This is a genomic window from Nocardiopsis protaetiae, from assembly GCF_045446735.1.
GTDB lineage: Bacteria > Actinomycetota > Actinomycetes > Streptosporangiales > Streptosporangiaceae > Nocardiopsis > Nocardiopsis protaetiae.
On record NZ_JBJJBV010000062.1, the window covers coordinates 1 to 20,564 of the forward strand.

At 74.4% G+C, this 20,564-nt stretch carries 24 protein-coding genes; 4 read left to right on the forward strand and 20 right to left on the reverse strand.

What is annotated here, in order from left to right; genetic code table 11:
* Positions 1-22 precede the first annotated feature (22 nt).
* The 13 genes from ACJOT3_RS12215 to ACJOT3_RS12275 all read right to left on the reverse strand — a co-directional run bounded on the left by ACJOT3_RS12215 (position 23) and on the right by ACJOT3_RS12275 (position 8,016).
* Positions 23-811: a creatininase family protein gene (locus ACJOT3_RS12215; protein WP_406972023.1), complete on the reverse strand. Its 789-nt coding sequence runs from the start codon at positions 809-811 to the stop codon at positions 23-25.
* Entirely contained in the window at positions 808-1,482 is a 675-nt protein-coding gene (locus ACJOT3_RS12220; RefSeq protein ID WP_406972025.1) for a FadR/GntR family transcriptional regulator, read from the reverse strand. Before ACJOT3_RS12220 ends, ACJOT3_RS12215 begins: the two co-directional genes overlap by 4 nt.
* Positions 1,483-1,576: 94 nt before the next feature.
* Positions 1,577-2,524, reverse strand: coding sequence for a CE1 family esterase (locus ACJOT3_RS12225; protein ID WP_406972027.1), 948 nt, complete (start codon positions 2,522-2,524; stop codon positions 1,577-1,579).
* 100 nt (positions 2,525-2,624) lie between these two features.
* Entirely contained in the window at positions 2,625-3,047 is a 423-nt protein-coding gene (locus ACJOT3_RS12230; RefSeq protein ID WP_406972029.1) for a gas vesicle protein K, read from the reverse strand.
* Positions 3,044-3,307, reverse strand: a complete 264-nt coding sequence (locus ACJOT3_RS12235; protein WP_406972031.1) for a gas vesicle protein — start codon at positions 3,305-3,307, stop codon at positions 3,044-3,046. Before ACJOT3_RS12235 ends, ACJOT3_RS12230 begins: the two co-directional genes overlap by 4 nt.
* Before the next feature lie 35 nt (positions 3,308-3,342).
* A complete protein-coding gene (locus tag ACJOT3_RS12240; RefSeq protein WP_406972033.1) occupies positions 3,343-4,134 on the reverse strand; it encodes a GvpL/GvpF family gas vesicle protein in 792 nt (263 codons plus the stop codon).
* Complete coding sequence (locus ACJOT3_RS12245) at positions 4,131-4,550, reverse strand: gas vesicle protein (RefSeq protein WP_406972035.1); 420 nt, start codon at positions 4,548-4,550, stop codon at positions 4,131-4,133. The genes ACJOT3_RS12240 and ACJOT3_RS12245 overlap by 4 nt, the downstream gene beginning before the upstream one ends.
* An 18-nt stretch (positions 4,551-4,568) precedes the next feature.
* Positions 4,569-5,582, reverse strand: a complete 1,014-nt coding sequence (locus ACJOT3_RS12250; protein WP_406972037.1) for an SRPBCC family protein — start codon at positions 5,580-5,582, stop codon at positions 4,569-4,571.
* The gene (locus tag ACJOT3_RS12255; RefSeq protein ID WP_406972039.1) at positions 5,575-6,204 is read right to left on the reverse strand and encodes a hypothetical protein; all 630 of its coding nucleotides are present in this window, start codon (positions 6,202-6,204) and stop codon (positions 5,575-5,577) included. The genes ACJOT3_RS12250 and ACJOT3_RS12255 overlap by 8 nt, the downstream gene beginning before the upstream one ends.
* A gap of 13 nt (positions 6,205-6,217) precedes the next feature.
* Positions 6,218-6,484, reverse strand: a complete 267-nt coding sequence (locus ACJOT3_RS12260; protein WP_406972041.1) for a gas vesicle protein GvpG — start codon at positions 6,482-6,484, stop codon at positions 6,218-6,220.
* Complete coding sequence (locus tag ACJOT3_RS12265; RefSeq protein ID WP_406972043.1) at positions 6,481-7,248, reverse strand: GvpL/GvpF family gas vesicle protein; 768 nt, start codon at positions 7,246-7,248, stop codon at positions 6,481-6,483. The genes ACJOT3_RS12260 and ACJOT3_RS12265 overlap by 4 nt, the downstream gene beginning before the upstream one ends.
* Complete coding sequence (gene gvpJ / locus ACJOT3_RS12270) at positions 7,245-7,670, reverse strand: gas vesicle protein GvpJ (protein WP_431652337.1); 426 nt, start codon at positions 7,668-7,670, stop codon at positions 7,245-7,247. Before gvpJ ends, ACJOT3_RS12265 begins: the two co-directional genes overlap by 4 nt.
* 31 nt (positions 7,671-7,701) lie before the next feature.
* On the reverse strand, positions 7,702-8,016 hold the full coding sequence (locus tag ACJOT3_RS12275; protein ID WP_406972045.1) for a gas vesicle protein GvpO: 315 nt from the start codon (positions 8,014-8,016) through the stop codon (positions 7,702-7,704).
* A 389-nt stretch (positions 8,017-8,405) separates the two neighbouring features.
* Here ACJOT3_RS12275 and ACJOT3_RS12280 point away from each other — a divergent pair, with 389 nt between their 5' ends.
* Together ACJOT3_RS12280 and ACJOT3_RS12285 are read left to right on the forward strand one after the other, a co-directional pair.
* The gene (locus tag ACJOT3_RS12280) at positions 8,406-9,842 is read left to right on the forward strand and encodes a hypothetical protein (protein WP_406972047.1); all 1,437 of its coding nucleotides are present in this window, start codon (positions 8,406-8,408) and stop codon (positions 9,840-9,842) included.
* Entirely contained in the window at positions 9,839-11,044 is a 1,206-nt protein-coding gene (locus ACJOT3_RS12285) for an ARPP-2 domain-containing protein (RefSeq protein WP_406972049.1), read from the forward strand. The genes ACJOT3_RS12280 and ACJOT3_RS12285 overlap by 4 nt, the downstream gene beginning before the upstream one ends.
* A gap of 15 nt (positions 11,045-11,059) precedes the next feature.
* On the opposite strand, the gene ACJOT3_RS12290 is transcribed toward ACJOT3_RS12285, so the two are convergent.
* Positions 11,060-11,791 (reverse strand): TetR/AcrR family transcriptional regulator C-terminal domain-containing protein, encoded by a 732-nt coding sequence (locus tag ACJOT3_RS12290; protein WP_406972051.1) that lies wholly within the window; start codon positions 11,789-11,791, stop codon positions 11,060-11,062.
* A gap of 75 nt (positions 11,792-11,866) precedes the next feature.
* Here ACJOT3_RS12290 and ACJOT3_RS12295 point away from each other — a divergent pair, with 75 nt between their 5' ends.
* Both ACJOT3_RS12295 and leuE read left to right on the forward strand, forming a co-directional pair.
* A complete protein-coding gene (locus ACJOT3_RS12295; protein WP_406972053.1) occupies positions 11,867-13,651 on the forward strand; it encodes a CPBP family glutamic-type intramembrane protease in 1,785 nt (594 codons plus the stop codon).
* Positions 13,652-13,709: 58 nt separating this feature from the next.
* Positions 13,710-14,378 (forward strand): leucine efflux protein LeuE, encoded by a 669-nt coding sequence (gene leuE / locus ACJOT3_RS12300; protein ID WP_406972055.1) that lies wholly within the window; start codon positions 13,710-13,712, stop codon positions 14,376-14,378.
* 48 nt (positions 14,379-14,426) lie between these two features.
* Here the strand turns inward: leuE and ACJOT3_RS12305 are convergent, their stop codons facing one another.
* From ACJOT3_RS12305 to ACJOT3_RS12330, 6 genes are read right to left on the reverse strand one after another with little or no spacing between them, the layout of a single operon-like run.
* Positions 14,427-15,134 (reverse strand): TetR/AcrR family transcriptional regulator, encoded by a 708-nt coding sequence (locus tag ACJOT3_RS12305; protein ID WP_406972057.1) that lies wholly within the window; start codon positions 15,132-15,134, stop codon positions 14,427-14,429.
* Positions 15,135-15,159: 25 nt separating this feature from the next.
* Positions 15,160-16,794 carry an ABC transporter substrate-binding protein gene (locus ACJOT3_RS12310; protein ID WP_406972059.1) on the reverse strand — a complete coding sequence of 545 codons (1,635 nt, stop codon included), beginning with the start codon at positions 16,792-16,794 and terminating at the stop codon, positions 15,160-15,162.
* Positions 16,791-17,639 (reverse strand): ABC transporter ATP-binding protein, encoded by an 849-nt coding sequence (locus tag ACJOT3_RS12315; protein WP_406972061.1) that lies wholly within the window; start codon positions 17,637-17,639, stop codon positions 16,791-16,793. Before ACJOT3_RS12315 ends, ACJOT3_RS12310 begins: the two co-directional genes overlap by 4 nt.
* Entirely contained in the window at positions 17,636-18,637 is a 1,002-nt protein-coding gene (locus tag ACJOT3_RS12320) for an ABC transporter ATP-binding protein (protein ID WP_406972063.1), read from the reverse strand. The genes ACJOT3_RS12315 and ACJOT3_RS12320 overlap by 4 nt, the downstream gene beginning before the upstream one ends.
* Positions 18,634-19,506 (reverse strand): ABC transporter permease, encoded by an 873-nt coding sequence (locus tag ACJOT3_RS12325; RefSeq protein WP_406972065.1) that lies wholly within the window; start codon positions 19,504-19,506, stop codon positions 18,634-18,636. Before ACJOT3_RS12325 ends, ACJOT3_RS12320 begins: the two co-directional genes overlap by 4 nt.
* Complete coding sequence (locus ACJOT3_RS12330) at positions 19,506-20,564, reverse strand: ABC transporter permease (protein WP_406972067.1); 1,059 nt, start codon at positions 20,562-20,564, stop codon at positions 19,506-19,508. The genes ACJOT3_RS12325 and ACJOT3_RS12330 overlap by 1 nt, the downstream gene beginning before the upstream one ends.

Below are 20,564 nucleotides of genomic sequence, written 5' to 3' on the forward strand. Positions count from 1 at the left end.
CGGGGCGGGAGGGCCGGGGCGGCTAGGCCTTGAGCCACTCCTCGGCGAACTCGGTGATGCGGTCGACGATCGCGGCGACGATGGCCGCGCCGTCGGCGTCGGTGGCGCGCGCGGGGTCGCCCAGGACCCCGTTCGCGCTGAGTCGGTCGTAGCGGACCTGGAGGGTGGGGTGTCCGCGCCGCCGGGCCAGGCGGGACAGGTCGTCGAGCTCGGCCAGGGCGGTGGTGCCCGCCTCCAGCAGCCCGGTGCGGACCAGCCCGGGGGCCAGGTGGAGCATCTGGGCGGTCTCGGCCTCGCCGCTGTGCCCGCTGACCTCCCGCACGTCCATCGCGGCCACGGCGTCGGCGGCCAGCGCGGTGAGCGGGGTCCAGGCGAACTCCAGGTCCGGGCGGCGGGCCAGCAGGTCCTGGGCGACGGTGGTGAGGGCGGCGTTGTTGCCGCCGTGCCCGGTCACGACCAGGACCTTGCGCCAGCCGTGCCGGTACAGGCCCTCGACGTACTCGTGGACCACGGTGCGGAAGGTGTCGACGCCCAGGCTGAGCGTCCCGGCGAAGGCCAGGTGGTGGGGTGAGACGCCGACCGGCAGGGCGGGGCCGATGACGGCGCGCCCGCCCAGGCGCGCGGCGACGCGTTCGGCCACCCGCTCGGCGCGGACCAGGTCGGTGGCCAGTGGCAGGCCGGGGCCGTGCTGTTCGAAGGCGCCGGCGGGGAGCAGGACCAGCGGGCTGTCGGTGACGGCGCGCTCGGCCTCGACGGTGGTCATCTCGGCCAGGTACAGGCGGGGTTCGGAGGGCTCAGGGCGGGCGCTCATCGGGCCTGCCCGGCGACGGCGTCGCGGATGGCGCTCAGGTGGTCGCGGGTGAGGCGCTCGGCGGCGTCGGCGTCCCCGTCCCGGACGGCCTCCAGGATGAGCAGGTGCTCGGCGTGGTCGCGCTCGCGGTCGTGGTAGCGGTGGCGGATCTCGACCTGTTCGCGGGCGCGGACGTGCAGCAGGGCCTCGACGGTCTCCTTGAGCAGGGGGTTGCCGGTGGCGGCGGCCAGGGCGATGTGGAAGTGGACGGCGCTGCCGGGGCCGAACCGGGGCGGGTGCAGGGCGTTCTGCGCGGACTGCCCCAGCTGGGCGAGGTCGTCGTCGGTGCGGGCCAGGGCGGCGCGGGCGGCGATGGCGGGTTCGACGACCAGGCGGGCCTCGGCCAGTTCCAGGACGGAGTCGCCTGCCCCGCGGGGCAGGTGGGGGTTGACCATGAGCGTGCGGGCGAAGCCGGGGCCCACGTAGGTGCCCGATCCGTGCCGGAACTCGACGACCCCGGTGGCCTCCAGTCGGCGCAGGGCCTCGCGGACGGTGGGGGTGGTGACCTCGAAGCGCTGGGCGAGTTCGCGGGAGGACGCCAGGAGGTCTCCGGGGCGCAGGTGCTGTTCGCGGATGATCTCGACGATGTCGTCGGCCAGGCGCTCGGAGAGGGAGGGCTCGGATCTACTCATAAAGTGACTAAATCACTTAGTCGGTGAGTGCGTCAAGTCACACGCGCGTTTCCACCGCGTCAACCCCGCAGGTGGGGCGGGTCCGGCTCGGGGATCAGCCCGGCGGCAGGCGGTACCGGGCCGTGAACCGCCACAGCTCCCGGTACGCCGCCACGGTGTCGGTGGTGTGCCCGGAACCGCTGGAGGGGGCCGCCCCCGGCCAGGTGTGCCCGCCCCCGGCCACGATCAGGTGCCGCACGTCCGCTCCCCCGGCGCAGCCCGTCCACTCCAGCGCGGTGACGTCCGGGCCCAGCCGCTCCGCCTCCGGCCCCCGCCGGCAGCCGTTGGCCGCGGCCCGGTCGGCGTGCCAGCCGGTGAGGTCGGGCAGCCGCCGCTCCGGGTCGCCGGTGTAGGGGATGGTGCCGTCGTCGGTGCCGTGGAAGGAGACCACCGGGACCGCCCGGGAGGTGTCGCACTCCAGGCCGTGCGGGTAGAACGCGCCCGCCACCGGCGCGATCGCGGCGATCCGCCCCGGCGCCGCGCAGGCCAGCACCGCCGTGAACCCGCCCCCGTTGGACATGCCCGCGGCGTACACCCGGCCGCGGTCCACGCACAGCCGCGACTCCACCGTGTCCAGCAGCGCGTGGGTGAAGGCGACGTCGTCGACCCCGGGCGGGGAGTAGGGGGCGCCCTGCCAGGCCGAGCGGTCGTCCTCGCCGATCAGCGCGTCGGGCAGCACCACCACGGCGGGCAGCCCGGTCAGCCCCGAGTACTCCGCCATGCCCTCGCCGCTGCCGCCGCGCCCGTGGTAGGCCAGCAGCACCGGCCAGGCCCGGCCGGGACCGTACCCCGCGGGCAGGTGGAGCAGGTAGCCGCGCTCCACACCACCGCTGACCAGGGTGTACCGCACCGTCTCCCCCGGCTCCTGGGGTGCGGCCAGCCCGCAGCCCGTGGAGCGGAGCCCCTGCCCGGGGTCGTGCGGGACCGCCGCGCCGGGGACGGCCACCGCCAGGGCGGCCAGGGCGAGCACCAGCACCGAGCGGACGAGCGGGCGCAGGGGCACGCGGCGCTCCCTCCCAGGGCGGCATTCGGACATCGACGACGTTATCGCCCCGGGAGGCGGGAAGGGTTCCGCGAAGACCGGCCGGGCGGGGAGGTCCCGGTCACTCCCGGGGCAGCAGGGAGCCCAGCGGCCCCAGGTCGAGGTTGAGGTCGGCGGCGGTCAGCCCGTAGCGCTCGCGCAGTTCCGTCATGCGCTCCTCCAGGAGCATCAGCGTCATGCCGACGCGCTCCTCCTGCTCCTCGCTCAGGTCCCCCTGGTCCATCCGGCGCAGGGCCTGGCGCTCCATGAGCTGGCGCACCAGTTCCACCACGGTGAGGACCAGCTTGATCAGGTCGCGTTCCACCGTATCGGGGTCCGCGGAGATCCGCCGCTCCGGCGGTCCCGCGCCCCGCCGCCTCCCGGTCCCGGCCCCCGTTCCGGTACCCGCGGAATCCAGGGTCCGGCGCAGCCCGCCGAGGAACTCCGGGGCCTCCCCGTCCCGGCCCCCGGCCGCGTCCCGTCCGTCCCGCGTGTGCTCCGTCATGACCGTCCCTCCGACATCCGTCCCCGATCGGCCCCCGTCACCGGGCGCAGGGGGTGCCCGTGCTCCCAGGGCGAGGGGACGTCCTCCCCGACGGTGGCGACCAGGGCGCGCAGCGAGATGCGGACGAGGTCCACATCGGCGATGGAGACCGTCAGGTCGCCGGTGATCACCACGCCCGTGCCCAGGACCCGGTCGAGCAGGTCCACCAGCGATATCTCCCGGTCGAGCCAGGGCTCGGACTCCTCCGAGCGCACGACCACGGCCCGGTCCGGACCTCTGTCCCCTCCCGATCCGTTCACGGCCCCTCACCGCCCCCCTCCAGCGAGGCGAAGGAGTAGGGCGCCCACGGCCCCGACACCTCGACCCGGGCCTGCTCCGGAGCCCGTTCCCGCAACCGCCCCACGGCCCCCAGGAACGACGCCGCGTCCCGCGCGTCGACGAGGTAGGCCGCGTTCATGACGTTCTCGCCCTCGGCCCGGGACAGCGCCGCGGGCTGGGGGCGGTGCGAGCGGCGGTCGCGCGACAGCCCCAGCAGTTCGGCGTCGATCCGCTCGCACAGCTCGCCCACCAGCCGCCACTCGTCGTCGCGGTGGCGGTGCCGTTCGCGGCGCCTGCGCAGGTACTCCCGCCCGGCCCCGGGCCCCCGTGCGGCCGGCACGTCCTCGGTGCGCGGGGGCGGGACGGCGAAGACCTTCACCCCGAACTCGACCCGGCCGTCGAGGCGGCGCAGCGCGGAGTCGAAGACCCCGTGCTCGCGTTCCAGGACCCCGCGCACCCGTTCGTCGTCGCGGTAGAGGGTGGCCAGCCGCAGGGGCACCGCCGCAGTGCTCCGGGTCACCGCCTCGACCACGGTGTGGTGGGCCCGGGCCACCTCCTCCAGCCACCCCAGGTCCTCGAACCGCTCCTTGAGGGCCGCCTCGCCGAACTCGGCCGCGGGCACCGTGCCGACCACGGCGGCGAGGTCACCGGACCCGACGGTCCGGACGGGGCCGCCGCCCACGCCGCGCACCCCGTCGACGGCGTCCGGGGCGGGCCCGGGGGCGCGGGTCACCGCGTAGACGTAGCTGATCTCCGCCGCGGCGCTCATGCGTCCTCACCGCCCGTCTTCGACCGCTCCCCGCTCCGGTCCCCGCCGTCCCCGCTCTCGTCGCGGTCACCGGCGTCGACCTCGGCGCGCCCCTCCAACTGCTCGATCCGCTCCCGCAGCCGCCGGTTCTCCTCCGCGAGCTCGTCGTCGTCGCGGTCGCGCGCCTTGGAGGAGAGCGCCGGATCGTGCTCCCACCAGTCGATGCCCATCTCCTTGGCCTTGTCCACCGACGCCACCAGCAGCCGCAGCTTGATGGTGAGCAGTTCGATGTCCAGCAGGTTGATCTGGATGTCGCCGGCGATGACGATGCCCTTGTCGAGCACGCGTTCCAGAACGTCGGCCAGGCTCGCCGGTGAGGACGGTGCGGCCAGGTTCCGGCCGTCCCGCGTCCTCTGCCAGGGAACGGGTTCACTCACGGGACCTCCCGGGTCCGATCAGCGCTCGTCGTCCTCGTCCTCTTCTTCCTCCTCCTCGTACTCCTCTTCGTCCTCGGGCTCCTCTTCCTCCTCTTCGTCCTCCTCCCCTTCGTCTTCCTCCGGCTCCTCCTCGTCCTCCTCCGGTTCCTCCTCGGGCTCCTCGCCCCCGGTGTCCTCCGCCTCCTCGCGTTCGCGCTCCAGCGCCTCGTCGTGGGAGACGACGACCTCGCCGTCGCGGATCTCGCCGCGCCAGCCCTCCAGCTCACCGGCCTCCTCCTGGGCCATCATCATGAGGTGGCGGCGGTAGTGCTTGAGGTCGAGCCGCAGCCGGCGCCCCTGGGCCTTCCAGATGTTGCCGGTGCGCTCGAAGAGCCCGACCGGCCGGTACTCGACCACCAGCAGGATCTTGGTGAGGTTCTCGCCCAGCGGGTGGAAGGTGACGGCGCCCTTGGTGGTGCCCTTCTCCCCCTCGCTCTCCCAGGCGATCCGGTAGTCCTGGATCTGCTCGGTGATGGTGGCCTCCCAGCTCCGGTTGGACCAGAGGACCTTCGCGTTCCAGCGTGAGGAGGTCTCGTCGTCGCCGTCGTTGACGCTGATCACCCCCTTGGCGAACCGCCCGAAGTCGGGGAAGGCGGACCACTGGTTGTAGGCGGCGCGGACCGGGACGCCGACGTCGATGTCCTCGACGATGGTGACCGGCCACTTGCCGCCCCCGCCGCCCCCGCCCCCGGAGCCGCCGCCCACGCCGGGCAGCTTGCCGACCAGGCCCTTGGCCTTGTCCTTGAGTCCCTTGCCGCCCTCGACGATGGCGCCCTTGGCGGCTCGGGCGCCGAGGGAGGAGTCGTCATCGGAACCGCCTCCGCCGACGAGGCGTTCGGCGACGTTGCCCAGCGACTTCACCGAGCCCGACACGAGGTTCTTGGCCTTCGCGGACGCGTAGCCCTGCACCGCGTCCGCGAGCTTGGATGTGGCGGGGTTCTTGTCGGCCATCTCGCGCAACCGGGCGATCGGGCCCGCACCGTCCTCAGCCATCCTGGCCACCCTCCTCCGCCGCGGGCTTGCGCGTGCGGCCGCCGCTCGATCCGCTCCTGGTGGAGCGCTTGCGCGCGGCGGGCTTGCGCGAGGTCCCGCCGCTCGTGCCCTTGGCGGTGGAGGCGCGTCGCCGCTTCGGCTTCTCGGGCGGCTTCTCCTCGGCCGCCTCTCCGGGTTCCTCCTCTTCCTCCTCGGAGCCGGTCCCTTCCCCGTTCTCGGCCTCCGGCTCCTCGTCCTTCCCGGCCTCCTCCTTCTCGGGCTCCTCCTCCTTCGCGGACTCCTCGCCCTTCTCCGCCTGCTCGGATTCCCCGGATCCGCCGCCGAGGCTCTCGGTGCGCGCGTTGAGGGAGTCGGCCAGGCGCTCGGCCCAGCCGGTCACCAGGGTGTCGACCGCACCCTTGCCCGCACCGGCCACCTGTTCCCTGGTCTCCTTCTTCAGCTGCTCCAGCAGCGGCGACGAGGCGATCTCGTCCCTGACCTCCCGGGCCAGCTTGCGCGGGTCGATCTTCAGCTTCTTCATCGCGATGTACATGGCCAGCGCGACGGCGACCTTGAACTTCCGCCGCCGCCCGAGCACGTACCCGGCGCCGACGGCGACCAGTATCTGTCCGGTTCCCCCCATGGATCCCTCTCCGTCACCGGAGACCGTGGAAACGCTCGGCCTCGGCCAGGCGCTCCAATAATTGGTCTTCGATGTCATCGAATTCTTCTTCGCTCATCTCTCCTGCTTCAAAACGGCGGAACGCGTCCATGAGCATTCCCTGGACGGCCGCCGGATCGTAATACTCCCTTTCCGCCGCTTCGAGGACCTGTTCCGCGGTCCAGCCGACAAAGCGGATCGGCGCGGTCGGTGATGTCAAGATCATTCGCAAAAGGCCCATGGACGCATCCGTTCCCTTCACACCGGGTTCTCGGCCGCGAGGTCCGCGCCGCCCGGCCCGGCCACGAAGCTGTACGGGGGCAGCGGCCCGTGGACGTCGAGGCGGACGTGCGCCAGGTCCCGGTCGAGCCGCCGCGCCGCCTGTTCGACCCGCTCGGCTCCGGCCCGGTCGACCAGGAGCGACACGTTGGCCAGGCATCCGCCCGCCGCCGCCGAGGTGCCCAGGACCAGCCGGTCGGTCACCTCGGACAGGGCCCGCACGATCGTGTCGGCGTCGGCGGCGGCCAGCGCCGCGACGGCGTGCGCCACCTCCTCGCCGAACGCCATGCGCTCGGAGACCGTGCCGCCGCCCGCCTCGCGCAGCCTCCGGTTGGCCTCGCGGAGCCGTTCGTCGCCCTCCAGGACGGCCCGCAGCGCCCGGTCCTCGTCGTGGTAGGCCTTGACGTTCACCTCGGCCCGGCCCTCGACCTCCGCGAGCAGGGCCTCGTACCGTTCGCGCGAACGCTCCAGCTCCTCCGCCAGGGCCTCCCGGCCCTGCGCCACGACGCCGAAGCGCAGCGGCAGGACCGGCCCCGGTTCGGCCAGGGCCTCCAGGACGCTCTGGTGCGCGACCAGGTCGCGGCGCCGGGGGCGCAGGTCCTCGGGCGCGGGGCTGACGGCGGCGGCCAGGCCCGCGGCGCGGACCGGGGTGACCCGGCCCGGCGGGTCGCCCACCCCCGGGAACGCGAACTCCTCCGGGAAGGAGGGGTCCCGGAGGATGCCGTAGACGTACAGGCCCGTGTTCACTCGGACTCCTTGTCGGCCGAGCGGCGCCGGGACCTCGACGGGGTGCGCTCCTTCTTCTCCTCCTTCTTCTCGGAGTCGTCGGAGTCGTCGCTCTTGAAGGGTTCGGTGACGGCCTCGGTGACCCCGCGCACCAGGCCCTTGGACTTACCCTCGGCGCCCTTCTCCATGGTCCCGCCCAGGAGGTCGGGCAGGCCCACCCCTCCGCTGTCGGAGAGGTCGAGGCGGTTGCAGGCCTCGGCGAAGCGGAGGTAGGTGTCCACGCTGGCCACGACGATCCGGATGTCGATGGTGATGAGTTCGATGCCCACGACGCTGACCCGGATGAAGACGTCGATCACCAGCCCCTTGTCGAGGATGAGGTCGAGGACGTCGTACAGCCCGGCCGGGCGGGCGGCGCTGGTGGGAGAGTGCATGACGGTCATGGGTGCGACCTTCTTCGCGGTGGTCGAGGGGTCAGTGGTGGTCGTCCGCGCGTCCGCGGACGTAGCGCTTCTCCCTCCGGTAACCCGTGAGGGCCCCGTCGGAGTCGAGTTCGAGGCGGTAGGTCGCCAGCAGGCTCACCGTGTCCGGGACGCGCCGCAGCTCGACCGTTTCCACGGTCACCACCCACTCCCCGTCCTCCCGGTCCACCCCGGACACGGACTCCACGACGGCGCCGGTCAATTCCTCGAACTGCTCCCGGGCGCTCTTGATGCGCAGCGCGACGGTCCTGTTCTTGGCCCGGCGCCGTCCCGGTGCCGTGTTCTCGCCCTTGGTGTTCTGGGCCATGGGGTCTGTCCTTCCATACGGACGGTATCCGCCTCCTCTTCCAGTCTCATCGCACAAAAATGGGGCGGGGGACGCGGGGCGGCAAAATAAAACAGTGCGAGGTAAATTAATCTTTCCCGCCCATATGGTTTCCCGAAAAGTAAATTCACGAATCATGCCGCCCGGATAATGGCAATTCGCGCTCGAACACCGCCGGTGGCGGCGGTCCGGGATTCGGGCCCGGGGCGGCGGGAAAAGCGGTTCCGCGCCGCTCGCCCGTCCTGCTAGGTTCGACGGGCGGGCCGTGGGACTCGGGTCGCGACTTCCGAGAACCGCCTTGTAAGCATCATTCACGCCGGTCGCGCCGGCACTCCCCGGCCCGCCCCACCCACCCCACGACGGACGCGGCGATGACCGACACCTACACCGACCTGCTGGCCTGCGAGGACCTGCTGCTGTTCGCCTCCGCGGCGATCTCCTCCACCGGGCAGCGCGAGTTCCACACCGGTGTCGAGGAGCAGCGCCCGTCCCTGGACTTCCTGCACGACTACGTACACGGCACCCTGCCCGACCTGTACGGGCTGATGCTCGCCCTGCACGTCAACGACCACAACGCCGCCCGGATCGTGCACACGCTGCTGTCCCGCCCGCGCCCGGGGGCCGACCCGGCCGTCCGCGCCCGGGAGAACGGGCTGATCGGCCGCCGGCTGGCGCGGATGCCGCCGCAGCGCGTGTACCGCCTGTTCCGGCGCCTGGCCGCCGAACGCGTCAACAACCGCCGCACCCGCGCGGTCATGCGCGCCTGGACCGCCCGCCGACCGCTGGAGCTGGACGCCCTCAAGTACCGTGAGGGGCTGCGCGCCACCGCCCGGCACGCGCGGGTGCCGCTGCCGGGCGAGGTGGCCCGGTTCCTGTTCTCCGGCCCGGCCGCCCGGCGCGCCCGCCCCTACTCCGCGCCCCTGCTGGAGGCCCACCGCCGCGCCCACTACGCGGCCCGGGACCTGTACGGCCTGCCGTTCACCGTCGCCGAGGGGTTCGCCGCCCACCACCGGGTGCCGCGCGCCGTGTTCCTGGAGGGCATCGCCGGGCGCACCACCGTCACCGAGCGGCTGCGCCTGGACCGCGGCGCGCGCCGGCTCGGCCTGGACGCCCCGCTGTCCGACCTCGGCTCGGCCCCGCTGCTGCGCCTGTGCGTGTACGTGCTGGGCCTGCCGGTGGCCGAACGCCGCGAGCGGCGCGCCGAGCTGGAGGCGGCGCTGGAGCGGGCCGCCCGGCGCACCGCCGGCCCGCTGGCCGGGACCTGGCCGCGCACCGCCGCCGTCCTGGACGACAGCTACTCCTCGATCGGGTCCCCGGTGCGCCGCAACCGCCCGCTGGCGCTGGCCCTGGCCTGCCACCACCTGCTGCGGGTGCTGTCCCCGGACGGCTCCTCGCACTGGCTGTCGGGGCGCACCGACGCGCTCACCGCCCGCCCGGCGGGCCCCACCCGGCTCACCGAGGCGATCCTGGACGCCCTGGACACCGGGCCCGCCCGGGTGGTCGTGGTGTCCGACGGTTACGACGACACCCCGCCGCTGCTTTCGGACGCCCTGCTGCTGTGGCGGCGGCGCGTGGACCCGGAGCGGTCGGTGGCGGTGGTGCACCTGGCCCCGGTGCTGGACGCGGGCACCCTGGCCCCGTTCCGGCTGTCCCCGGCGGTGCCCACCATCGGGCTGCACGACCCGGCGGTGCTGCCCTCGCTGGTGGAGCTGGCCCGGTTCGGGGAAGGGCGGCTGGGGCTGGCCGAGCTGCGCGCGCACCTGCTGGCCACCGCCGACACCCTGCTGGCCGCCGAGGGGGACGCGTGAACGACGCACTCGACCTGGCCGGGGTGACCACCGGCACCGCCCAGCAGTGGGGTGCCGTGCGCCTGGTGCCGCTGCTGCGCAGCGAGCCGGTGCCGGGGCTGCGGCTGCACCCGGTGGCCGCCGGGGACCTGCGCGACAACCGGGCCCTGGCCCGGGAGTACGAGCACGCCGAGATGTACTGCTACGTCCCGCACGCCTATGTGCTGACCTGGGAGGGCGACGCCGTACCCAGCGCCTCCTACGGGACCCGGGTCCTCCCGCCCGGGCGCTCCTCGGCACCCCGGCGCATGCACCTGGACCTGCGCGGCCACCGGGTGCGTGCGGCCGACCGGGGTCGGGGCCGGTTCCTGCCGATGCGCCTGGCCGTGGACGGGCTGCTGTCGCTGTTCTCCGGCGGCCCCGAGATCGCCTGGGCGGAGTGGTCGCGGAACCTGCTCCGCCACGGGCCGCCCTCCCCCGTGTCGGACGCCCGCCCCGGCGAGGAGATCAGAGGGCTGGCCGAGGCGCTGCGGGTGTTCGAGATCCACCCCGGCCAGTGCGGGGTGGCGGTGTACGTGGCCGACGTGCTGGCGTCGGTGCACCTGTACCCGCACCCGGACGACTACCGTGCGCTGCACGCGAGCATGCTGCTGGACCTGTTCGGCGAGGCGCTCTACCTGTACGGGCTGCTGCGGCCGACGGTCGCCCCGCTGTACACGCCGCTGCGGGAGTCGCGGGTGCGCTCCCTGGCGGACCTGCGCCGGGAGGTGGCGCGCAGCCGGGAGGAGACCCGCCGCGGCCACGACGGGCTGATGCTGTCGTCGCTGACCGGCGCGCTGTACCGGGCCGGGGGCGGGGTCGACTTCGGCGGGTACGACCGCGACCCCGACGGCGCGGGACGGCGGCCCCGGTTCCGCACCGGATGGCTGGCCCCGGAGCCGACCCGCGGGCAGGACCTGCACGTGGGCGAGGTGGTCGCCGACGCCGACGGGCGCACCGCCTACCTCAAGACGCTGCGGCTGTCGGCCGCCCAGACCCGGCAGGCCCGCCTGCTCGCCGCACTGCGCACCGCGCGGTGGCGGCTGGGCGCGGCCGCCGAGGGCCTGGGCCTGACCGAGGCCGCGCTCGTAGCCCGCCTGGACCGTGCGGGGCTGGGCCACCTACTGGCCCCGGGCTTGCTGGAGGCCCACCGCGCCGAACGCCGCCGAGCCTCCCGCCGCTGACCCCCGCCCGCCCCCTCAGCCGGCGGCGCGGGCTGCGATGCGGCGTTCGACGCCGTCCAGCAGCCAGGACAGGCCCTCCTCGAAGACCTCCTCCACCCCGGGTCCCGGCTCGGTGAGGCGCTCGACGGCCGAGAAGCGGCCGGGGGTCACGCGGCCGGACAGGTACTCCAGCTGGGCCTGCGACCAGGCCCGCCCGTCGGGGGCGGTGCGGCGGGCGGTGCGGTCGGCGTCCACCGCCCGGGCGGCGTGGCCGCGCACGTAGCCGTCCACGCCCTCGATCACCGCCAGCACCTCGCGGTCGGTCAGGCCGGTGCCCTCGAACACCCGCAGCGCCGAGTCGGTCCAGGCCAGCGCGCCCGGGCCGACGGGGCGCTCGGTCCCCATGAGGTCGACCAGCCAGGGGTGGGCGCGGTAGCCGCCCAGGTCGGCGCGGGCCCAGGCGGCCACCTTGTCCCGCCAGGTCCCGGGCAGGGTGTGCGGCCGGGGCGCCTGGGCGATCATCGTGTCCACCATCAGGGCCAGCAGCGCGGCCTTGTCGGGGATGTAGGTGTAGAGGGTGGCGGCGCCCACGCCCAGGGCGGCGGCGACCCGGCGCATGGACAGGGCGGCCAGACCCTCCTCCTCGGCGACCGCGGTGGCGGCTTCGACCACGGCCTCGACGGTGAGCCGGTGGCGGGGGCCGCGCCGGGGCGGGTCGATGCCGTTCCACAACAGGTCCAGGATCGGCCGCGGATCGTCCTGGTCCACCACTGGCGCCTCCCGCCGCTTTGCACGTACATTGAAACTCCGAACGTTGTACGGAGTATAGCCGGGAGGCGCCCGATGACCGACCCATCCCCTCCGTCCCCGCGCCGGGCCCTGGCCGGGGCGGTGGCCGCGGCCGCGGGGTTCGCCCTGGCCGCCGCCTTCGCTCCCCCGCTCGCGATCCCGCCGGCCACGGCGCTGCTGCTGTGGGCGGCGCTACGCGCCACCGCCACCCCGTTCGCCGCCCTGGGCCTGACCGGCGGCACCCGGGCCGCGCTGCTCGGCGCCGGGACGGGGCTGGCCGCCGCGCTGGTCGGAGCGGCCCCGGTGCTGGGCGCGGCCCTGGCCCAGGGGGCCTGGAGCCCGGCCGTACCGCCCGCCGCGGCCTGGGGTGCGGCGGCGCTGGTGCTGGTCGCGGTGGTGCTGCCCGAGGAGGCGGTGTTCCGGGGCTACGTCCAGCACGCCCTGGGCGCGCGCTGGCGGGGGCTGGGAGCGGCGATGGCACAGGCCGCGTTGTTCGCCCCGGCCACCGCGCTGGCGCAGGGGGACCCGAACGCGCTCGCCACGGGTTTCGCCTTCGGTTTCCTGCTGGGGTACCTGCGGCTGCGCTCGGGCGGGCTGTGGACCGGGCTGGGGGTGCGCGCCGGGCTGGTCCTGACCGGGGTCGGGGTCACCGGCCTGTCCCCCGGATGGGTCGTGGCGCTGTCGGCCGTCTCCGGTCTGGCCGCCCTGGCGGCCGTTCACCTGACCGCCCCGGCCCGGTCGGCGTCCGCGGCGGCCGGAGGGGCGCCGCAGCGCCGCCCGCTGGGGCAGAAGGGCGTGCTGTACGACGTGGGCTCCTCCTACCTGCCGGGCCAGCACTCGCGGGAGCGGTGGCGGCCCGACGTGGTCTCCGAGGAGATGCGGGTCATCGCCGGGGACCTGCACTGCACGGCCGTCACCGTGTTCGGCCACGACCTGGACCGGCTGGAGGAGGCGGCCCGCCTGGCGCTGGACCGCGGCCTGTTCGTGTGGGTGCAGCCGCGCCTGGTGGACGGGACGCAGGACGAGATCGCCGAGCGCCTGGAGCGCACCGCCGCGTTCTGCGAACGCCTGCGCGCCGACCACCCGGACCGGGTGGGGCTCAACGTCGGCTGCGAGCTCACCCTCTTCGCCCGCGGCATCATCCCGGGTGGCACGTTCGGGGTGCGCACCGCCCTGCTGGTGTGGCTGTTCCCGCTGTTCCCCCTCTTCAACTGGAAACTGAACCGGCTGCTGCGGCGCCTCGCCGCCACCGCCCGGGCCGGGTTCGGCGGCCCCCTCACCTACGGCTCCGGCAGCTGGGAGAGCGTCGACTGGACCCCGTTCGACCTGGTGGGCGTGGACCACTACCTCGACGGCATGGACCTGGGCGCCTACCGGGGCGGACTGCGGGCACTGCGCCGCTGGGGCAAGCCGGTGCTGGTCACCGAGTTCGGCTGCTGCGCCTACGAGGGCGCCCGCGAGGCGGGCGGCTCGGGCGCCGACATCCTCGACTGGCGCGACCTGGACGACCGCAGGGTCCGGCCCGGGTACCCGCGCAGCGAGAAGGTGCAGGCCGACACCCTCGGGGAGCTGCTGGACGTGTTCGAGACCGAGGAGGTGCACGGCGCGTTCGTGTGCATGTTCATCGAGGGCGACTGCCGCTACTCCGAGGACCCCGAACGCGACCAGGACAAGGCGTCCTTCGGGATCGTGCGCCCGCCCTCCCTGGAGTCGGGCCTGTCCCCCGACGACGGCCACTGGGAGCCCAAGGAGGCCTTCCACCTGCTGGCCCGCCGCTTCGCCGCCGACCCCGGGCCCGGTCCCGGCCTCGACACCCGACCCGACCCGCGGCGCGGGTGAGCGGTCTCACGGGGCACCGGGCCTCCCACCCGGAAAGGTGGGATGACAGACTGACTCCATGCTCGGCATCACCGACCTGCCCACCTACCTGGCAGGCCTCGTCCTCATCATCCTCCTGCCCGGCCCCAACTCGCTGTACGTGATCTCCGTCGCCGCGCGCAGCGGGACCCGCGCCGGGTACACGGCCGCCGCCGGGGTCTTCACCGGCGACGCCGTGCTCATGCTGCTCGCCGCGGCCGGGGCCGCCACCCTGCTCCAGACCAACCCGCTCGTGTTCGCGGCCGTGAAGTTCGCGGGCGCCGCCTACCTCGTCTGGATGGCGGTCGGGATGCTGCGCTCGGCCTACACCATGTGGACCACCCGCCACCGACGCAGCCTGGAGCAGCAGGCCGCCGACGCCGCGGACGTACCCGGCGTCGCCGCCGCCGAGCGCCCCTACCGGCGGGCCCTGGTGGTGTCGCTGTTCAACCCGAAGGCGATCATCTTCATGCTCTCCTTCTTCGTCCAGTTCGTGGACCCCGCCTACGCCTACCCCGCGGTGTCCTTCCTCGTCCTGGGCCTGCTGCTCCAACTGGCGAGCTTCCTCTACCTGTCGGCGCTGATCTTCAGCGGCACCCGCCTGGCCGCCGCCTTCCGGCGCCGCCGCCGGCTCTCGGCCGGGGCGACCTCGGCGGCGGGCGCCCTGTTCCTGGGCTTCGCGGTGAAACTGTCGCTCACCTCCGCCTGACCCGCCCCGCTCAGCCCCGCCCGGCCCGCTCAGCCCCGCCCGGCCCGCTCAGCCCCGCCCGGCCCGCTCGGCGCGCTCGGCGCGCAGCCGCAGCGCGTCGATCATCAGCCCCAGCGCCGTCTCGAAGTTCTCCGGGTCGTCCAGCCGAGGCAGCACGTCGGCCACCGTGTTTATGGCCGTGTACTCCTGCGCCGGCAGGCTCCGGTAGTCGACCTCCCACGACCGCAGGTCGGCCTCGCGGACCGCGGGGTCCAGGGCGGCCAGCGCCGCGTCCTGCGCCGCGTAGGACAGCACGAAGTCGCCGAACACCCGGTAGTAGCGGGCCGCCTCCGCCGGGGGGAACCCGGCCCGGAGCATGCAGTCCACGCTCCGCTCCACCTTGCGGAACTCGTGCGTGCGCCGGGCCGTGCGCACCCCCAGGTGCTGGGCCACCTCCGGGTGGCGCTGGAAGGCCCGGTAGGTGCACCGCCCCAGCTCGGCCAGGTCCCGCGCCCAGTCGTCGGTGGGATCGGGCAGGTCCTCCAGGGCCTCGGTGTGCAGGGCGTCCAGCAGGGCGAGCATCAGCTCGTCCCGGTCCCGGAAGTGCCGGTAGATCGCGGTCGGGTGGGCGCCCAGCTCGGCGCCGATCGCCTGGAAGGTCAGCCCCTGGGCGCCCTCCCGCTCCGACACCCGGAACGCCGCCGCGATGATCAGCTCCTGGCTGAGCCGCGGGCGGGGTCCCCTCTTGCGGGTCGGCGTTCCGGGAGTTGAGGGCATGGCGCGGGTCTTTCCGTGTCGGGGCTCATCCGGTCCCCCCAAGATAGGCGGCCCACGGGTGGTACACGTAGGCGAAGGCCGCCGGGGCGCCGGTGATCCGGTCGTTGTGCCACACGGTGTTGTCCAGCTCCAGCCCGGGCACCATGGGGAGCAGCTCACCGTGCAGCCGCTCCTCCATCTCCACCAGCAGCCCCACCCGGTCGGCCGGGTCCTCGGCGGACCGCGCCTCGTCGAACAGCTCGTCCACCCCCGTGTAGCCGTAGGGGTTGAACAGGCCGCCGGTCACCGCCGTCATGCCCAGCCAGTCCAGCGGGTTGGGCACGTTGGGCCAGAACTGCGTGTACAGGATGTCGGTCCCAGCACGCGTGGCCGGGTCGTACAGGTAGTTGGTGTAGGAGCCCACCGGCACGGCCGTCAGCTCCAGGTCCAGGCCGATCCGGTCGGCCGCGTCCTTGACGGCCAGCCCGAGCTGCCGGGTGTCGGCCTGCTCGGGGACGACCATGGAGATCGTCTCCTCGCGCAGGGACGCGGGCAGCGTCTCCACCAGGGCGCGCGCCTCGTCGTAGCGGGCCGAGGCCGGGGCGGGCAGGCCCGCGGCCAGCCCGGTCAGCTCGGGCCCGGCGAACCCGAACACGTTCGGCGGGGTCTGGAGGGTGCTCGGCCGGGCCGTCCCGCTGAAGACCACCGCGCCGATGCCCTCCCAGTCGATGGCCATCTGCAACGCCTCGCGCAGGGTGCGGTCGCGCATCGGCCCCTCGGGGTCCGGGTAGAAGAGGGTGACGCTGAGCGGGGCGGGCCCCCGGCTCAGGGTGCCCGCGTCGCTGTTCTCCAGCTGCACGATCCCCGAGGTGGGCACGCTGTAGGTCCCGTCGATCTGGCCGCTGAGCAGCCCGGCGATGATCGCCGAGTCGTCCACCAGGAACGTGAACACCACCTCGCGGACCATCGGCCGCAGCTCGTCGTTCCAGTGGTCGTCGTAGCGGACCACGGTGATCGACCGGCCCTCGTCCCACCTGTCCAGCCGGAACGGCCCGGTGCACATCAGGCCGGTGTCGGGCGAGCCGAAGGACTCCTCGTTCTCCTCGAAGAACTCCTTCTGCACGACCACGCCCGCGAAGCTCGCCAGGGTGTCGTTGAACAGGTAGTCCGGCTCGCTCAGGGTCACCGTGACCTGGTGCTCCCCGGTCACGTCCACCGACTCCACGTTCGTGTACAGGAAGTTGTAGAAGGTCGTGGGGTCGGTCAGGTTGCGTTCCAGGCTGAACGCCACGTCCTCGGCGGTCATCGGCGACCCGTCCCAGAACGTGACGTCCTCCCGCAGGTCGTACACCCAGTGCAGCGGGTCGGGGTTGGCCACCGACGCCGCCAGGTTCGGCTCGATCGTGAACTCGGGCGTCTGGGCCAGCAGCGTCTCGCACAGGTTCGCGTTGATCATGTTGGGCGAGTAGTCCGCCGACCGGAACGGGTCCAGCGTCCACGGCTCGCCCTGGAAGACGTTCCAGGTCAGGGAGTCGACCTCCGAGGTGGGCCGCGGCGTCATGACCACGGGCTCCCCCGCCGAGGGGGCGGGGGCGGGCGCGGGCGCGCACCCGGAGAGCAGCAGCGCCAGCGCGGCGCCCGCCGCCGTGACGCGCGGGAGGTGACGGGGTCGGGGGGTCATCGCTGCCTCTCGGGGGTGCGGGTTTCCAGGCTCCAGCCCCGGCGGGGCACGCTGTCGCGCAGGAGCCGCGTGTAGGGGTCCGCGGGCCGGTCCAGCACCGCGTCGGTCGGCCCGTGCTCCACGACCCGGCCGTGGCGCAGCACGAGCGTCTCGTCGGTGATCTGGCGGATCACCGCCAGGTCGTGGCTGATGAACAGGTAGCCGACCCCGGTCCGCGCGCGGATGTCCGCGAGCAGGTTGAGGATCTGGGCCTGGATGGACACGTCCAGCGCGGACACGGCCTCGTCCAGGATCAGCACCCGGGGCTCGGCCGCCAGGGCGCGGGCGATGGCGACCCGCTGGCGCTGGCCGCCCGACAGGGCCCGGGGCAGCGCCCGCAGCTGCCGTTCGTCCAGGCCGACCAGCGAGGCCAGTTCGGCCACCCGGGCCGCCTCGCGGTCGCGGTCCGTCCGGAAGTGGACCCGCAGGGCCTCGGTGAGGCAGTCCCCGACCCGCTGGCGGGGGTCGAGCGAGGTGAAGGGGTCCTGGAACACGATCTGGATGCGGCGGCCGCGCTCACGCCAGTGCAGGGTCCGGCGCGGGGGCCGGCTGTGGTCGACGCCCTGGACGGTGATGGTCCCGGCGGTGGGGCGCTCCAGGCCGATGAGCATCCGGGCGATGGTGGTCTTGCCCGACCCGGACTCGCCGACGATGCCCAGGGAACCCCCGGCGGGGAGGGTGAAGTCCACCCCGTGCACGGCGGTGACGCGCCGCCCGCCCCGGCCGGGGTACTCCTTGGCCAGGCCCTCGACCCGCACGACCGGGTCGGCCCCGGCCGGTTCCGTCGTGGTGCCGGTGCGGCTCATGGGGCCGTCGTCCCTTCCGTGTGCAGGAGTGCGCCGCGCAGCCCGTCGACGCGCAGGCAGCGGCTGTGGGCCCCGTCCACCGCGCGCAGCGGCGGCAGTGCCTCGCGGCACTCGGGCCGCACGTGGGCGCAGCGGGGCGCGAAGGCGCAGCCCTCGGGGGCCTCGTAGGCGGAGGTGGGCCTCCCGGGCACCGCGGGCAGGCGTTCGACCCGGCGGGCGATGTCGGGTCGGGCCCGCAGCAGCGCCGCCGTGTAGGGGTGCAGCGGGTCCCGCGACAGGCGCTCGGACCCCTGCCGCTCCACGATGCCGCCCGCGTACATCACGGCGATCTCGTCGCACACCGCCCCGGCCAGTTCGAGGTCGTGGGTGATGAGCAGCATCGCCATGCCGTACTCGCGGCGCAGCCCGTCCAGGATGCGCATCACGTCGGCCTGCGTGGTCATGTCCAGCGCCGTCGTGGGCTCGTCGGCGAGGATGAGCCGGGGCCGCACGGCCACGGCCGCCGCGATCATGACGCGTTGCAGCAGCCCGCCGGAGAGTTCGTGCGGGTACTGCCGCATCCGCCGCCCGGGGTCGGTGACGCCGACCTCGGCGAGCAGGTCCACGGCGGTGCGCTCGGCGGCCCGGCGGCCGGTGCGCCGGTCCATGCGCAGCGCCTCGGTGAGGAAGTGCCCGATCCGGTACACCGGGTTGACGTGCGCCCGCGGGTCCTGGAAGACCATGGCGACGTCCCCGGCCCGGTAGGCGCGCAGGGCCGGCCCGCGCAGGTCCAGCACCGACGCCCCGGCGAACTCCACCCGGCCCGAGGACTCCGCGCCCGGGGGCAGCAGGCGGGCGACCGCGCGGGCGGTCATCGACTTGCCCGACCCCGACTCCCCGACCAGGCCCAGGGTGCGCCCCGCCTCCAGGCGCAGCGACACGTCGTGCAGGACGGTGCGCATCTGCCCCTCGACGGGCAGGCGGACCGACAGGTTCTCGATCTCCAGCAGCGGGCTCATACCCGTCCCTCCGAACGCTCGGTGATGCGGTCGCCCAGGAGGTTGGCGGCGGCGACCGTGGCGACGATGAGGGCGCCCGCGTACAGCGACTCCTGCGGGTGGTTCTGGAGGATCCCGGTCAGGCCGCCGCCCACCATGGCCCCCCAGTCGGCGTCCGGGATCTGCACGCCCAGGCCGATGAAGGAGAGCGCCGCCAGGTCGATGACGGCGAACCCGAAGGACACCGTCGCGTTGGCGACGATCAGCGGGGCGACGTTGGGCAGGATGTGGCGCAGGCAGATCAGGACCGGCCGGACCCCCTGGGTGCGCAGCGCGGCCACGTAGGGCAGGGCGCGTTCGCGCAGGGCGGCGCCGCGCACGATGCGCGCCATGTAGGGGATGTAGGCGATGGTCAGGGCGACGACCGCGGCCGGCAGGCCGGGGCCGAACAGGGCGGTGGCCAGGATGGCCAGCAGCAGGCCGGGAAAGGCGAAGACGGCGTCCACGACCCGGGCCAGGGCGGCGTCGAACCAGCCGCCGTACCAGACCGCGGCCAGCGCGAGCGCGGTCCCGGCCGCGGTGGCGGCGAGCACCACCAGCAGCGGGCCGATCAGCGCGGTCCCGGCGCCGACGATGAGGCGGCTGAGCAGGTCGCGGCCGTTGCCGTCCTGGCCCAGGGGGTGGGCGGCGCTGGGACCGGCGTAGGCCTGGGACAGGTTGAGGGCGTCGGGGTCCTGGGGGGCGATGAGCGGGCCGAACACGGCCAGCAGCAGGACCGCGCCCAGGAGGCCCGCGGACAGCAGGCCCCCGGGGCCGAGCCCGGAGCCGCGGCGCCTGCGGACGCGCACGTCCGGAACGGAAACGGCGGTGGGGGTGGCGGTGGCGTTCATCAGGCGGCTCCTCCGACCTCGATGCGCGGGTCCAGCAGGGAGTACGCCAGGTCGATGAGCGTGTTCAGGACCACGAACCCGGCCACGTAGACCATGCAGACCGCCTGGACCACGGGGAAGTCCTTCTGCTGCACGGCGCTGACCAGGTGGCCGCCGAGCCCGTTGAGCTGGAAGACCTGCTCCACGATCACGCTGTTGGCGATGAGGGCGGCCACGGTCAGCCCCGCCACGGTCAGCACCGACACCGACGCGTTGCGCAGCACGTGCCGCCGGGCCACCAGGTGGAAGGGCAGCCCGCGGCTGATCGCGGTCTGCACGTGCTCGGCGGCCAGCTCCCGGCGCACGGCGCCCCGGGTCAGGCGGGCGACGAACGCCACCGAGGCCAGCGACAGCGCCGCACCGGGCAGCACCAGGTGGTGGGCCCGCCCGGCCGGGCCCTCCCCGGGGCCGAACACCGGGAACCAGCCCAGGTTCACGGCGAACACCAGGGTGAGCACCGTGGCGGTGACGAACACCGGGACGGCCATGGCCACGGTCACCAGCCCCATGACCGAGTTCGCGACCCGGCCCGGGCGCAGGCCCGCCGCCACCCCGACGGCCAGGCCGACGGCGAGGATGAGCACGGTCGCCACCAGCAGCAGCGCGACCGTGTTGACGGCCCGGTCGGCCAGCAGGGAGCCGACGTCCTGCCGGTAGATGATGGAGGTGCCGAAGTCCCCGCGCAGCGCGCCGGCGAGCCACAGCCCGTACTGCACGGCGACCGGCTGGTCCAGGTGGTACCGGGCCTCCAGGGCGGCGACGGCCTCGGGGGTCATGGAGCGGCCCTGGGTGAGGAAGGACAGCGGCGAGCCGGGGGCCAGGTGCAGGGCGCCGAAGACCACCATGCTCGCGCCCAGCAGGGTGAGGGCCATCGAGGCCAGGCGCCCGGCGGCGACCCGGACGACGGTTCCCAGGACCCGCAGGGCCGGTCGGTCCGAGCGGCCCGACCGGTCCGGGGCGGGCCGGCCGGTGGCGGCCCCGGCGTCGGGCCGGGGCGGGGGGATCGCGTGGTCGGTCAC